The organism is Bradyrhizobium sp. (assembly GCF_030646015.1).
Taxonomy (GTDB): Bacteria; Pseudomonadota; Alphaproteobacteria; order Rhizobiales; family Xanthobacteraceae; genus Bradyrhizobium.
Map to the genome: position 1 here is coordinate 30,975 of NZ_JAUSLT010000031.1, position 14,346 is coordinate 45,320.

Below are 14,346 nucleotides of genomic sequence, written 5' to 3' on the forward strand. Positions count from 1 at the left end.
GCCGGGCGGGGCGGCCCGTCATGGTCGGATCCACCAGGCATACAAGAACCATCCCAGCGTCAGCCCGCCCACCGTCCATACCAGAAGGATCGCGGCCATTCCGGCCCGGCTGGTTGGACGCTGCCCGGCCTCGGTTGCCCTGGCGCGATACTCGACCATGACCTCGTCGGGGATGAGCCGCACCACGAACCAGATCCCCAAGGGAAGGATCAACAACTCGTCGAAATAGCCGATGACCGGAATGAAGTCCGGGATCAGGTCGATCGGCGAAAGCGCATAGGCAGCGACGGCGATCGCGAGAGCCTTCGCGTACCATGGCACGCGCGGATCGCGGGAAGCCAGATAGATCGCGTGAGCGTCTCGCTTGAGGCGGCGCGCCCAGGTCTTGATACGGGAGAACATCTGGTTACGGGAGAGCATCTGGTCTTTTTACAGTACCAGTCGCCATCCGCCAAAGCGCCCCGGCAAAAAGATGCTCTCGAGCGGAGCCCAGGAGCATCCCGAAGTCTGGCGGTTGCGTCCGGGGAAGTGGACGTCCGCAAATTCAAGTTACGCAGATGCCGGGGCGTCGTCGTTGCGATGGATCAAATTCGCCGGGAATACGGCTTCGTGCCTTGCGGTCTCACTGCGGTCAGGGCCACAACTCACCAGAACTGCCACCAGCTTCTTGAAGCCGCACTCTTTGCAACGAGGTATTCGACGATTTCCGCCTTGACCGCGTCCTTTTCATTGGGGTGGCTAGCCATGAAATTCAGGATCCATGCGCGCCTGACCGTCTCCGAGCCGCTGGGAATTTTGCGCAGGATCTTCGTGTCCGACGCATGGCAGCCGCCGCAACCGGCCGTGAAGGCCTCCTCGGGGGTCACCGCGCCGGCGGGCAGGCTGCCTGACGCCATCATGACTGCTCCTGCGATCAGGCTCATGGCCAGGCGATCGTGCAGTATCACGCCTGTCGATCGGTTGGCGCCCTCGCTTCGCGTCCGCACGTCACATCGCCATTTCCGGTTCAGTCGGTCGCTCTCGCTTCGGCTCCGGTATCTCCGTCATGGTCGCTTCGGTGAGCAGCAGCACGCTGGCGACCGAAACGGCATTTTCCAGCGCGGTACGAACCACCTTCGCGGGATCGATGATGCCGGCCTCGACCAGGTCGACATATTCCTTGCGTGCGGCGTCGAAGCCGAAATTGCCCTGACCGCCCAGCATCCGGGCGATCACGACGCCGCCGTCCACGGCGGAATTCTCCGCGATCTGGCGGGCAGGGGCTTCCAGCGCCCGCTTCAAAATCTGGACGCCGGTCCGCTCGTCGCCTTCGCAGGCGGTTTCTTCCCGGGCCACCGCTTCGATGCATTTGAGCAGCGCGAGACCGCCGCCCGGCACGATTCCCTCGGCCACCGCCGCCTTGGTGGAACTGATGGCGTCGTCGAGTGCCTCCTTCTTGGCCTTCATCTCCGCCTCGGTCGGGGCGCCGACCCGGATTACCGCGACGCCGCCGGCCAGTTTGGCGAGCCGCTCTTCGAGCTTCTCGCGATCGTAGTCACTGGTGGTCTTTTCGATCTCGCGCCGGATCTGCGCAATGCGGCCATCGATCCGGACACGGTCGCCGCCGCTGCCGATCAGCGTGGTATTTTCCTTGTCCGCGACCACCCGCGCGGCGCGCCCGAGCTGTTGCAAGGTGACATTCTCGAGCTTGAGACCGATTTCTTCGGAGATGACCTGCGCGCCGGTCAGGATTGCGATGTCTTCCAGCATCGCCTTGCGCCGGTCCCCGAAACCGGGCGCCTTGACCGCGCACCCCTTGAGAACGCCGCGGAGCCGGTTCACGATCAGCGTCGCCAGCGCTTCGCCCTCGATGTCCTCGGCCACGATCAGCAATGGACGGCCGGACTTGGCGACCTGCTCCAGCACCGGGATCAGGTCGCGCAGCGCCCCGATCTTGTGATCGCACAGCAGTACGAATGGATCTTCCAGCACGGACTCCATGCGCTCGGCGTCGGTGACGAAGTAGGGCGAGATAAAGCCGCGATCGAATTTCAAGCCTTCGACCACGTCGAGTGTGGTTTCCGTGGTCTTGGATTCCTCGACCGAAATCACGCCGTCGCCGCCGACCTTCTCGATGGCATCGGCAACGAGAGCGCCGATTGTCTGGTCATTGTGGGCCGATAAGGTCGCGACTTGGGTCTTTTCAGCCTTCGTCTTCACCGGGCGGGACATGGCACGCAGCGCCTCGATCGCCACCCGCGCGGCCCGGTCCAGTCCGCGCTTGAGATCGATGGCGCTGGCGCCCGCCGTGACATTGCGTACGCCGTCGGCAAGGATCGCATGGGCGAGGATGGTCGAGGTGCTGGTGCCGTCGCCGACGACGTCTCCGGTTCTTTCCGCCGCCTGACGGAGCACCTGGGCGCCGAGATTCTCTTCGGGATCCCTGAGATCGATTTCCTTGGCGATGGTAACGCCATCATTGCAGACGATCGGCGGACCCCAGCTTTTCTGGATCAAGACTGATTTGGACTTCGGCCCCAGCGTGACGCGCACCGCATCGGCTAGCAGTGTGGCTCCCCGCAAGACCTTTTCACGGGCGGCGGAGTGAAACAGGATTTGTTTGTGGGCCATTCGCTGTCTCTCCGCGTAAACAGGTGGTCACAACAACCAGCGGCCTCGCCGATCAAGGCCGACAACCGGCGAGGCCGCTGATCCACTTATTTTGCCGTGACGGGGATCTTCTTCTCGTTGTTCTGCGCGTCCGGGGACTTCGGCATCGTGACCGTCAGGACTCCGCCCTTGTAGCTCGCTTCGATCTTGCCGCCGTCCACGCTGCCAGGTACCTGCAGCGAGCGGCGGAACGAGCCGTAGCGGCGCTCGGAGACGTAGCGGTCCTTGGTCTTCTCTTCCTTCTGCTCCTGCTTCTCGCCCTTGATCGTCAGCGTGCCGTTGGCGAGCTGAATGTCGATGTCCTTGACGTCGAGGCCCGGCAGTTCGGCTGTCAGCTCGAATGCCTTTTCCTTCTCGACGATGTCGATCGCCGGCGAGACGTTGAAGCCGAGATCGCGCCGCCAGAACGCTTCCATGTCGGGAATCGGACGGAAGAGCGGCGCCTGCAGGAACCCGGTCTGGAAGTCATGAAACAGCCGGTCGACCTGATTGCGCAGAACTTCAAAGGGTTGCCAGTCCGCGGCCTTGTCCGCCGGCGCAGAGGTTTCTTCGGTCTTAATGGGTAATTTCGTTGCAGCTTCCACCATGATGGATACTCCTCAAGAGGTTGCTTGACGCAAGAACCAATATTCCTGCGGGAGCGTATGTCTTTGATCTTCATCAAAGGAACTGGTGACGCGACGGCGTGAGATAAATCCACGTCGGCAGAGGGGCGGCGTTATAGTGTGTTACAGACAGGTCACTCGCTGAGGGAGACGGCCGATGCCGGTCCCGCGTTCCGAGCCGTTACAGGAACTGCGATGAAAGCGACGGCGTTGTCGATGACGATAGCCGGGTGAGGGTCAAATGGATCGGCTTCCAGGAGGTCAGTTCCCGTATGCGGCGTTGTTCTGGCCGGCGCTTGTCGCCGCCTCAGCCAGCGAGGCCGCGTCGTTCATGACGGCGCAGTTTCTGGAAATGATGGGCGACGGCGGTCGCACGCCGCCGCCGCCGGAGGGGGTGACGGCAAGCGAGATTGCGCTCGACCTGCAGGCGGTGCGGCTCCGGGACTTTTCCCTGGTCAAGTGCGGTGTCCCCACCATCCTGTGCTCGCCGTTCGCGCTGCATGGGGCCGTCCTTGCCGACCTTGCCACCGGGCACAGTCTCGTTGCCGCCCTCCGGGATGCCGGAATTGAACGGCTCTTCATGGCTGATTGGCGGTCGGCCAGCCCCGACATGCGATTTCTCGGAATTGACGATTACCTTGCCGCGCTCAATGTCCTTGTCGATCATCTCGGTGGTCCGGTGGACCTCGTCGGGCTTTGCCAGGGCGGCTGGTTGTCGCTGATCTATGCGGCCCGGTTCCCGGCCAAGGTACGCAAGCTGGTGATGGTCGGCACGCCGGTTGATATCGCGGCGCGGCAATCGAAATTGTCGGCGATGGCAGAAGCGACTCCCCTGGCAGTCTTCAAGAATCTCGTGAGTCTCGGCGATGGCCGCGTTATCGGCCGCAATCTGGCGAGGGTCTGGCGAGGCGGCGTCATTGAATCCGATGATATCAGGCAATCGCTGCAGGCGCCGCAGCCGGCCGGTTCGCCGGAATTCGCGCGATTGGAAGCGATCTTCCGGAACTGGAATGCCTGGACGATTGACATGCCCGGAACCTATTACCTCGAAGTCATCGAGAAACTCTACAAGCGCAACGAGCTTGCCACCGGAGGCTTCGTCGCGCTGGGGCAAAGGATCGACCTCTCGCGCCTGCGACTGCCGATCTATCTTCTCGCCGGAAACGCCGATGACGTGGTTGCGGCGGAACAGCTGTTCGCGGTGGCACGGCTGGTGCGAACGCCGCCGGAGTACCTTCGCGAGGAGGTCGCTCCCTCCAATCATCTCGGCCTGTTCATGGGTAAACGGACCCTTGAGGAATATTGGCCGAGGATCGCAGCCTGGCTAAACGAGCCGCTGCCTCGTTCCACCGGAGACGACCATGCCGCCGCCGGTGACGTGAGTGGCTCAGGCCCATCCGCCGCCTGAGAAAACCACCATATTGTCATTGACGGTCCGAACGCCGGGCGTGGTTTCCGCCGCGACCTTGATGGCCTTCCGCTCGGCTTTGGATTCTGCAAGTCCCCAGAGATCGACCACGCCGTCGGATACGGTGACGTTCAACAGGGCCGTGTGAGCCCAAGGCTCTGCCCGCAGGCTGGAGAGGATGCGGTCGCGAATGGCCTTGTCGGATGGCGTCGCTTCGAGCACCTGGCGCGCGCTGGCGACCGCCTGAAGGAGATTGGCGCGACTGACGATTCCGACGATCTGACCGTTCTCCAGGATCGGCACCCGCTTGATCGCATTTTTCTCCAGCACGGTGGCAATCTCGTGGAGCGGTGTCTCGGGAGCGGCCGTGATGACAGTGCGGCTCATGACATCCGCGACCTTGCGGCTGTGCGACTTGACATATTCGGCGGCGAGCGTGTCGGCATCGGCAAAGGCGCGCAGCCACCAGGAGCGTCGTCGCTCGGTACCCGCCTCAACGCGGTGCAGCAGGTCGCCTTCGCTGACAATGCCGACGAGCTTGCCGTTGTCGTCAACAACCGGGGCCCCGCTGATATTTCTTTCGAGAAACTGAGCCGCCACCTCCTGAACGGTAGCGGAGGGTTTGACGGTAACGACCGGCGTAACCATCACATTGCGGGCTTGCATGGCAAATCTCTCCATCGTTGCAATTTCAGCTAAGAGCGCAATCCCGCATCTGTCGTTGATTCAGGTCAAGCCGCGGTTGCCGGCGCGGCCTTTGGCTCCAGCGCCGCGCCGACCGCGTCGTCAACCCGCTCGAGCCAGATGAACTCCAGCCGGTTGCGGGCGCTCAAGGGAATGTCGTCGAAGTCGCGCCGGTTGCGCGCGGGCAACATCACGCGGGTCAGTCCGGCGGCGGCCGCGGCCACGACCTTTTCCTTGATGCCGCCGACCGGAAGCACCAGGCCTCGCAGCGATATTTCGCCGGTCATGGCGGTATCGCTTCTGACATTGCGATCGGTGAGCAGGGAGGTGAGGGCGGTGAACATCGCGACACCCGCGCTCGGTCCGTCCTTTGGCGTGGCGCCGGCGGGGACATGGACGTGGATGTCGCTCTTTTCGAACAGCGCAGGGTTGATACCGAGCTGCGACGCGCGGCTCTTCACCAGGGTCAGCGCGGCCTGCACGCTTTCGCGCATGACCTCGCCAAGCTGACCGGTGAGGATCAGCGTGCCTTTGCCTGCCGTGCGGGTCGCCTCGATGAAGAGAATATCGCCGCCTACTGGTGTCCAGGCGAGCCCGGTGGCAACGCCGGGCACACTTGTGCGCATCGCGATTTCGTTTTCGAACCGGGGCTGGCCGAGAACGGGCGCGATTTCCCCGGGGGTGAGGACAACACGGCTGGCACTGCCTTCCGCGACCTGGACCGCCACATTGCGGAAAGCCTTGCCGATCTCCCGTTCCAGATTACGGACGCCTGCTTCGCGGGTATATCCCTTGATGATGAGCCTGAGCGCGTCCGCATCGATTTCGACCTGCTCGGGCTTCAGGCCGTTGGCCTCCAGTTGGCGGCGGACCAGATAGCGCCGCGCGATCTCCAGTTTCTCCTCTTCGGTGTAGCCGGCAAGGCTGATGATCTCCATCCGGTCCAGCAGCGGACCCGGAATGCTGTCGAGCATGTTGGCGGTGGCCACGAACACCACGCGCGAGAGGTCGAACGGCACGCCGAGATAGTTGTCGCGGAACGTCCCGTTCTGCTCGGGATCGAGCACTTCCAGCATCGCCGCCGAGGGATCGCCCTGGATCCCGCGCCCCATCTTGTCGATCTCGTCCAGCATCATCACACAATTGCGCGATCCAGCCTTCTTGATTGCCTGGATGATGTTGCCGGGCAGCGCGCCGATATAGGTACGGCGGTGGCCGCGGATTTCCGCTTCGTCATGAACGCCGCCGAGGCTGACGCGCACGAACGGCCGCTCCATCGCGCGGGCGATGGATTGTCCCAGCGAGGTCTTGCCGACGCCGGGCGGGCCGACGAAACACAGGATCGGCGCCTTGCCCTGGGGGGCCAGCTTCCTGACCGCGAGATATTCGATGATCCGGCGCTTGATCTTCTCGAGGCCGTAGTGATCCTCATCGAGAATGCGCCGCGCCTCGGCGATGTCGATCGGCTTTTCTTCCGGCAGGCTCCAGGGCAGTTCGATCAGCCAGTCGAGATAGCTGCGGACCATGCCGGCCTCGGCGGCGCCCTCGGGCATGCGCTCGTAGCGGCGGACTTCCTTTCGCGCCTGGCTTTCCGCCTCGGCCGGCATATTGGCCTTGGCGATGGCCGCGTTCAGTTCCTCCGCTTCCTGCGCCTTGCCGTCGCCTTCGCCGAGCTGGCGCTGGATGGTCGCCATTTGCTCGCGAAGAATCGCCTCGCGCTGCCGTTCATCGAACGTGGCCTTGGTCTGCTTGCCGATTTCGTTGCTGAGCCGCAGCACCTCGATGCGCTCGGCCAGATGCCGCGAAACCTTGTCCATGCGAAGCGAGAGATCGACGGTCTCGAGAATCTCCTGCTTCTCCTGCGGCTTGATATCCATGTAGGCCGTTGCAAGGTCGGCCAGGGTCGAGGGCGAGGTGGTGCCCTGCAGGACGGCGATCAGTTCCTGCGGCGCCTGCGGCAGCAATTCCGCGGCTTCAATGGCCTGCCGTTGCAGGTTCAGGAAACGGGCCTCGATTTCCGGCGAACTCGTAGTGGGCTCCGGTATATGCAGCACGCGGGCGGCCAGGAACGGCGTCCCCGGCAGGAAATCGAGCACCCGGATGCGCTGGACACCCTGGCAAACGATATGATGCGTGTCGTCGGGTCCGGTGATGTAACGCACGATATTGGCGAGCGTGCCGACAGGATGGAGATCCTCGGGTCCCGGCTCGCCCAGTTCAGGATCGCGTTGCAGCAGCAGGCCGATCGGCCGCTGCTCGCGCACGGCCTGCTGGGCGGCGGCGACCGATTGCGGCCGGCCGATCGTGATCGGGAACACCACACCCGGAAACAGAACGATATTGCGCACCGGCACGATGATGAGGGCATCTGCCGGAATCGAAACCGACTGTCCGGAGGATGAGCCGGGGGGCGGGCTCGACGCAGCGGTGTCATTGACCGACGACATGGATATTCCTCAACTAGACTTGGCGAGCCGCAAGCCGATGCAGCCGTTGGTGGCGAAACGGCTGATGGTGTAGCGGCCCAGCGGCAACTTGATGCGCCGTTCGAACCGCCCCTGCGGCAGTTCGAGGCGAAGGATTCGCGCGTTGCGTAGTTCCGGGGGCAACACCCGGTGTCCGCTGACGACAAGGACTCCCTGATCGATCTCCGCTTCGACCTCATCGGGATTGACGCCGGGCAGCGCGATGAAGATCAGCACCTCGCGTTCGGTCTCCAGCACGTCGATCGGTGGCTCCCAGCTCGGTTCGCGCGAACCGGCTAGGGGCCGCAGGTTCAGGAACTGCTGCTGCAGTCGCTCGGCGCGCGCCAGCGTCTCGATCGCGTCGGACAGCATCCAGTTGATGGGGTCCTTGGGGGGCATTTCGTGTCTTTCGTCCGCATTCAATTTCTAGATAGGATCGTGTTCGGCATTTGCCAAATGTGGGCCGCTTGCCGGATTGAAGATCCCACCAGACAGGCCCGGGAGCATGGCGTTATTGACCCAAATCAAGGGCGTGTCCGGGTCGGTTGTCTATCAAGCATGGCAATCGATGGCCGGATTTTCGCCGAGCCTTGGCGCCCGCGCCTCGCTTTGTTCTAAGATTGAGGCGAGTGATGGAAGATCCGATCTGGTCGCCGGCTGCGTCGGCTTCGGTTGCAAGTCACCGCCAGCTTCGGCTGTTCGCCCTGAACGGAACCGACGGTCTCGGCCGCAAGATCAGCAATATCCTCGGTCATCCCCTCAGTGCGCATGAGGAGCGGGAGTTCGAGGATGGCGAGCACAAGGCAAGACCGCTGGATCCCGTCAGCGGCGCTGACGTTTATGTGATCCACAGCCTTCATGGCGGGCCGGAGCAGAGCGCCAATGATAAGCTGTGCCGTCTCCTGTTCTTCATCGGGGCCCTGAAAGACGCAGGCGCGGGGCGGGTCACCGCCGTCGCACCCTATCTCTGCTATTCGCGAAAGGACCGGCGTACCAAGGCGAACGACCCGGTGACGACACGCTACGTTGCGGCGTTGTTCGAGGCGATCGGATGCGACGCCGTGGTCACGCTTGAAGTCCACAATGAGACGGCTTTCGAGAATGCCTTTCGTTGCCGCGCCGTGGCACTGACGGCGGCGCCGTTGATGATCGATCGGATCAGGGCAGCCGTAGGCAATGAATCGCTTTGCGTGATCTCGCCGGATCTGGGGGGCGGAAAGCGGGCGGAGCTGCTGCGCGAGGCACTGGAGGCAGCGCTGGAGCGTCCAATTGGCAAGGCATTCGCCGAAAAACACCGTAGCGGCGGGGTGGTTTCCGGCGACCTGTTCGTCGGTGACGTCGACGGCGCTACGTGCATCATCGTCGATGACCTCATCAGCACCGGCGGCACCCTGGTGCGGGCGGCGCGGGCCGCGCGCGTCCGCGGCGCCCGGCGGGTGCTCGCGTGCGTTGCCCATGGCCTGTTCATGCCGGGGGCCGAAACCGCGCTTGCCGATCCCGCCATCGACCGCATCATCGCCACCGACGTCGTGCCGCCGTTCCGGTTGCCCGCCGGCCCGGTGCGCGACAAGCTCGATATCGTACCGGCCGCGCCGCTGCTGGCGGAAGCGATCCGCCGGCTTCATGAAGACAAACCGCTCGGCGACCTCCTGGTATTCTGAAGGCCGTTTTAGCGGCCGGGCCGGGCCTTGAGGCGGTCACCGAGAAGACGCTCGAGGCGCGCCGCATCGGCTGCCGCAAGATCGAGATAGCGGCGGGCCTGGCGGGGCCATTTCTCAGGAGTGCGAGGATTGGCATCGTACAAATGGGCTATCGACAACCGTGCGCGCAGCATCGCCCGATGACTGCGATAAAACAGAAAGAGCCCGCTGCAGGCGTCGTCATCGAGGGCGAGCGCCAGATGCTGCCTGATCCGCTCGGCAGCCCACAGGCCGCCGAGGCGTTCGCACTCCAGATGCAGGAAAGCAATCTCATCGAGTGGATCGAGCGCCCGCAAATTGCGGTCGAATTCGAGGCAATCGATGATAGTTACGCCGTCACGGAGCCAGATATGTTCAGGGCGAAGGTCGCCATGGGCATCGACGTATCGGCGTGCATGAATTCTTGCGAGCAACAGCGCGGCGCATTTTTCTGAAAATCGACGCTGGACATGCACGATCCGCTCCACCCGTCCCTGAGGAAGGCCAAGGCGGGCGTCGAACAAGACGCGGCAATTGTCTCTGAGCGCCTTCTGCCATCCGACAAGGTATTGTTCGGGGTCGATCTGGACCCGCGGCGCATGCGCGTAAAATGTGCCGAGCCTGGTCGCGATCCGGTCAACGTGCGGGGGCTTGAGCCAGCCACCGTGCAAGGCCGCTTCGAGCGTCCCATCCTCTTCGAGCCGGCGCATCACCACCAGCCAATCCACCACGAGTCCCTCGCCGGAGATGGCAAGGCCGGATGGCGAACGCGTGAGCGGAACGACGTCCAGATAGACGTCACGAGCGAGCCGCCGGTTCAGCAGGAATTCCGCGCGGCAGGCGACCTCGCGCCGTTCCAGGGTTGAAAAATCGAGATAGGCGAAGCGGACCGGTTTCTTGAGCTTGTAAACGCGGTCGCCCGCCATGAACACCCACGACATGTGGGTTTCGCGGGCGACCACTTGCTCGGGGGCGTTCGAATACGATGCCGGACGGCTGAGAAACCGTACCTTGTCGCCGAGCGTGGGCGCAGCCCTCTCACCGGGAGATCTGCCGGCCTGCGGTAGCGTCTGCAATGGCTCCATCGGAAATGCCTAATTCGATTCATTTGGGCCGGCTTGATGCTGATCAAGATCGGTCCTGGGCTGGGAGATAGCATTTCCCAATTAAACCGAGTGAACCGGCCGTGCATCCAGCCCCGGCATTCAGCCGCGACGATGAGAAAAGGGGGCAATCGCCCGCTTTCTCCCGGGATGTCCAGATCCCGCCGCTTGGCCTGGCGGGCACTTTGAAGCATCCGGCGGGAGCTCATGCCCTGGTTATCTTCGCGCATGGCAGCGGCTCAAGCCGTTTCAGTCCGCGCAACATCCAGGTCGCGGAAGCGCTCAATCGCCGCGGGATAGCGACGCTGTTGTTTGACCTGCTGTTGCCCGACGAAGAGGGCGACCGCCGGAATGTGTTCGACATCAAGCTGCTGGCCCGGCGGCTCGCGCAGGCGGTGCGCTGGACTGAGGACGTGCCGGATGTGACCAATCTGCCGCTCGGATTATTCGGAGCCAGCACGGGCGCAGCGGCGGCGCTGGTGGCGGCGGGCGTGCTCGGCGCCCGCATCGGCGCCGTGGTTTCGCGCGGCGGACGCCCCGATCTTGCAGGCGACATTCTGGCCGATGTGAAGGCGCCGACGCTCCTGATCGTCGGCGGCGAGGATTTCGGCGTGATTGAACTCAACCAGTTGGCCCTGCAACGTCTCGAATGCGAGAAGGCTATCGAGATCGTACCGGGCGCAACGCATCTTTTTCCGGAGGCCGGCGCGCTGGACTCCGTTATTGAACTCGCCGCGGACTGGTTTGAACGCCATCTGGCAGGCAAGAATCGCAAATCGGATGCACGTCGATGATGACATTCCGGGACAGATCGAATGCCGGCCGCCGATTGGCCATGGCGCTTTCGGCTTACAAGGGGCGTAACGCCGTCGTTCTCGCCTTGCCGCGCGGCGGCGTCCCCGTCGCAGCCGAGGTTGCCGAGGCGCTGGATGCGCCTCTCGACCTGATCCTTGTTCGCAAGATCGGTGTACCCTCCCAACCGGAGCTGGCGATGGGGGCCGTGGTCGACGGCGCCGCGCCGATCATCGTTCGCAATCAGGATGTGATTGAACTCTCAGGCACGACGGCCGACGAATTCGAGGCGGTGTGTGCAAAGGAACTGGCGGAGATCGAGCGACGGCGCAAGCTCTATTTGGGAGAGCGAACCCGGGCGCCGATAACGGGGCAGGTGACCATCGTCGTCGACGACGGTATCGCAACCGGCGCGACGACACGGGCGGCGCTGAAGGCCATCCGCAACCGCAAGCCGAAGGAATTGGTGCTTGCCGTTCCAGTAGCGCCACCCGATACGATCGAGCGATTGCGTGGCGAAGTCGATGCCCTGATTTGCCTGGAGACGCCGGAATCTTTTGGAGCGATCGGCTATTTCTACCAGGATTTCCGGCAAGTGAGCGATGAAGAGGTCGTGCGAATTCTGAAGCGCTTTCCAGTCAAGGGAAAGACTTCGATCGCCTGACGGCGCCGATCGGTCTCAATCGATGGGAATCCAGCGGTCGCCGGATTTCCGGTACTTGCGTTTCACCGCCGCCCAGGCGACGCGGTGAGCGGTGCTTTCGCGCTGCTCGGGGCCGCGAGCAGCGTACTGGGTCCAGGCGCCGTTGAAGGCGCCGAGATAGATCTCCTGCGCATGCCGCGGCAAATGGGTCTGGATCGACGACGGAAGATCTTCGACGGATTGGTAGGGCAACCGACGGCCCTCCGCGTTGGATGGCTGGTGGCAAAACACCTCAAATCTTGCGTACCTCCCGCGCGAGCAACGTCAATTGATCCAGAGCAAGCGGCGGCACTCGACGCTTGCTAATTATGTCGGCACCGTCGGCGTTCGTCCGGCCAGGATGCCGTTGTGGAATTTCGAAGTGACGGGAGACAAAGGAAAAATGGAATCGGACCCGTCGTCACGAAAGCAGACCGTCGCCATCGGCTATATTTTCGCGGCCAGCATCGGCATGCTGCTGCTGCAATGGGTTCTGGCGACCTACAATACCGTCGATACCATTCCCTACAGCGAGTTCGAACAGCTGGTGGCCCAGGGGCATGTCACCGAGGTTGCCGTCGGCCAGGATACCATCCAGGGCAAGTTGAAGGACAAGCTGCCAAGCGGCAAATCGGCCTTCATTACGGCGCGGGTCGACGCGGCGCTGGCCGAGAAACTCGCCGCCAAGGGTATCGTGGTCACCGGCGTTCCATCGGGCGGGTTGTTCCAGAACATTCTGTCGTGGATCGTTCCCGGGCTGATGTTCTATTTGATCTGGGTGTTCCTGGGACGCCGGCTGGCGGATCGGCAGGGCTTCGGCGGACTGATGTCGATCGGAAAGTCGCGGGCCAAGGTCTATGTCGAAAAGGACACCAAAGTCACCTTTGCCGACGTTGCCGGCGTCGATGAGGCCAAGTTCGAGCTGCAGGAAGTCGTATCCTTCCTCAAGGACCCCAAGAGCTACGGCCGGCTCGGCGCCCACGTGCCCAAGGGGATTCTGTTGGTGGGACCGCCCGGTACCGGCAAGACCTTGCTCGCCCGCGCCGTGGCCGGCGAGGCCGGGGTTGCATTCTTTTCCATCTCAGGCTCCGAGTTCGTGGAGATGTTCGTCGGCGTCGGCGCCGCCCGGGTCCGCGATCTGTTCGAACAGGCGCGCAAGGCGGCGCCCTGCATCATTTTCATCGATGAGCTCGATGCGCTCGGCCGCAGCCGCTCGCCCGGCGCTTTCGGCGGCTACGATGAAAAGGAGCAGACCCTGAACCAACTGCTCGCCGAACTGGACGGCTTCGATCCCTCGGCCGGGGTCATCCTGCTGGCCGCCACCAACCGGCCGGAAATTCTCGATCCCGCGCTGCTGCGGGCAGGGCGGTTCGACCGTCAGGTGCTGGTGGATCGTCCCGACAAGGGCGGTCGCGTCGACATCCTGAAGGTGCATATCCGCAAGATCCGGGTCGGCGGCGATGTCGATCTGGACAAGATCGCAGCCCTCACCACCGGTTTCACCGGCGCCGATCTGGCCAACCTGATTAACGAGGCGGCCATCGCCGCCACCAGGCGCAATGCCGACGAGGTTTCGTTTGGCGACTTCACTGTGGCGATCGAGCGGATCGTTGCCGGGATCGAGAAGAAGAGCCGGGTGCTCAGCAAGCACGAGCGCCGCAGGGTCGCTTATCACGAGATGGGGCATGCCCTGGTTGCGGCCAGCCTGCCGGGTGTCGATCCTGTGCAAAAGGTCTCGATCATTCCCCGCGGAGTTGGCGCGCTTGGCTACACCATGCAGCGACCGACCGAAGACCGGTTTCTGCTATCGGCGAGCGAACTCAAGAATCGCATCGCCGTGCTGATGGGAGGCCGCGCCTCCGAGCGCCTGGTCTTCGACGGCGACGTCTCGACGGGTGCGGCTGATGATCTGCAGCGGGCAACCGAAATTGCCGTGGAGATGGTGACGAAATACGGCATGGACGAGAAGGTCGGGCAACGAACCTATGCGCCGCGGCCCCAGACCTTCCTGCCATCCCTGCAGGACACCGTCGTCAGTGCTGCGGAGGCGACCGGACGCGAGATCGATCTGGCGGTGCGCGATCTGATCGAGGCCGGTTCCGCCTGCGCGCAAGCCATTCTCGAGAGACGCCGCGGCGATCTCGACGCCGGCGTTGAACTCCTGATCGCCCGGGAGACGCTGACCGCGGAGGAGTTCGCGCCGCTGCGCCCGGCTGTCGCCCCCGATGTCGTGCAGGCGCCGGTCTGATGCGCTGCGGACCGTGGGCATACAGGATTTG

14 protein-coding genes are annotated in these 14,346 nt (G+C 63.5%); 5 read left to right on the forward strand and 9 right to left on the reverse strand.

What is annotated here, in order from left to right; translation table 11 throughout:
* Positions 1-18: 18 nt before the first annotated feature.
* The 4 genes from Q7T45_RS03860 to Q7T45_RS03875 form a co-directional block, all read right to left on the reverse strand.
* Positions 19-420, reverse strand: coding sequence for a YkvA family protein (locus tag Q7T45_RS03860; protein WP_304867820.1), 402 nt, complete (start codon positions 418-420; stop codon positions 19-21).
* 224 nt (positions 421-644) lie between these two features.
* Positions 645-923, reverse strand: coding sequence for a hypothetical protein (locus Q7T45_RS03865; RefSeq protein ID WP_304867822.1), 279 nt, complete (start codon positions 921-923; stop codon positions 645-647).
* A 64-nt stretch (positions 924-987) separates the two neighbouring features.
* A complete protein-coding gene (groL, locus tag Q7T45_RS03870; protein WP_304867825.1) occupies positions 988-2,610 on the reverse strand; it encodes a chaperonin GroEL in 1,623 nt (540 codons plus the stop codon).
* Between the two features lie 86 nt (positions 2,611-2,696).
* On the reverse strand, positions 2,697-3,236 hold the full coding sequence (locus Q7T45_RS03875; RefSeq protein ID WP_304867827.1) for an Hsp20/alpha crystallin family protein: 540 nt from the start codon (positions 3,234-3,236) through the stop codon (positions 2,697-2,699).
* A 298-nt stretch (positions 3,237-3,534) separates the two neighbouring features.
* Between Q7T45_RS03875 and Q7T45_RS03880 the strand changes: the two genes are divergently transcribed.
* Complete coding sequence (locus tag Q7T45_RS03880; RefSeq protein ID WP_304867829.1) at positions 3,535-4,662, forward strand: alpha/beta fold hydrolase; 1,128 nt, start codon at positions 3,535-3,537, stop codon at positions 4,660-4,662.
* Here Q7T45_RS03880 and Q7T45_RS03885 read toward each other — a convergent pair.
* From Q7T45_RS03885 to Q7T45_RS03895, 3 genes are all read right to left on the reverse strand, one after another.
* Positions 4,642-5,328: a CBS domain-containing protein gene (locus Q7T45_RS03885; RefSeq protein WP_304867831.1), complete on the reverse strand. Its 687-nt coding sequence runs from the start codon at positions 5,326-5,328 to the stop codon at positions 4,642-4,644. The genes Q7T45_RS03880 and Q7T45_RS03885 overlap by 21 nt on opposite strands.
* 65 nt (positions 5,329-5,393) lie before the next feature.
* Positions 5,394-7,793, reverse strand: coding sequence for an endopeptidase La (gene lon, locus Q7T45_RS03890; protein ID WP_304867834.1), 2,400 nt, complete (start codon positions 7,791-7,793; stop codon positions 5,394-5,396).
* Positions 7,794-7,802: 9 nt separating this feature from the next.
* Positions 7,803-8,210: an Hsp20/alpha crystallin family protein gene (locus tag Q7T45_RS03895; RefSeq protein WP_304867836.1), complete on the reverse strand. Its 408-nt coding sequence runs from the start codon at positions 8,208-8,210 to the stop codon at positions 7,803-7,805.
* 233 nt (positions 8,211-8,443) lie between these two features.
* Here Q7T45_RS03895 and Q7T45_RS03900 point away from each other — a divergent pair, with 233 nt between their 5' ends.
* Positions 8,444-9,472, forward strand: coding sequence for a ribose-phosphate pyrophosphokinase (locus tag Q7T45_RS03900; RefSeq protein ID WP_304867837.1), 1,029 nt, complete (start codon positions 8,444-8,446; stop codon positions 9,470-9,472).
* An 8-nt stretch (positions 9,473-9,480) separates the two neighbouring features.
* Here the strand turns inward: Q7T45_RS03900 and Q7T45_RS03905 are convergent, their stop codons facing one another.
* The gene (locus Q7T45_RS03905) at positions 9,481-10,575 is read right to left on the reverse strand and encodes a hypothetical protein (protein ID WP_304867839.1); all 1,095 of its coding nucleotides are present in this window, start codon (positions 10,573-10,575) and stop codon (positions 9,481-9,483) included.
* Positions 10,576-10,676: 101 nt separating this feature from the next.
* Here Q7T45_RS03905 and Q7T45_RS03910 point away from each other — a divergent pair, with 101 nt between their 5' ends.
* On the forward strand, positions 10,677-11,387 hold the full coding sequence (locus Q7T45_RS03910; RefSeq protein WP_304867841.1) for a dienelactone hydrolase family protein: 711 nt from the start codon (positions 10,677-10,679) through the stop codon (positions 11,385-11,387).
* Positions 11,387-12,049: a phosphoribosyltransferase gene (locus Q7T45_RS03915; protein WP_304867886.1), complete on the forward strand. Its 663-nt coding sequence runs from the start codon at positions 11,387-11,389 to the stop codon at positions 12,047-12,049. Before Q7T45_RS03910 ends, Q7T45_RS03915 begins: the two co-directional genes overlap by 1 nt.
* A gap of 15 nt (positions 12,050-12,064) precedes the next feature.
* Here Q7T45_RS03915 and Q7T45_RS03920 read toward each other — a convergent pair whose 3' ends face one another.
* Positions 12,065-12,280: a ChaB family protein gene (locus Q7T45_RS03920; protein ID WP_304867843.1), complete on the reverse strand. Its 216-nt coding sequence runs from the start codon at positions 12,278-12,280 to the stop codon at positions 12,065-12,067.
* A 190-nt stretch (positions 12,281-12,470) separates the two neighbouring features.
* Here Q7T45_RS03920 and ftsH point away from each other — a divergent pair, with 190 nt between their 5' ends.
* Positions 12,471-14,315, forward strand: a complete 1,845-nt coding sequence (gene ftsH / locus Q7T45_RS03925) for an ATP-dependent zinc metalloprotease FtsH (RefSeq protein WP_304867845.1) — start codon at positions 12,471-12,473, stop codon at positions 14,313-14,315.
* The last annotated feature ends 31 nt before the right edge of the window (positions 14,316-14,346 follow it).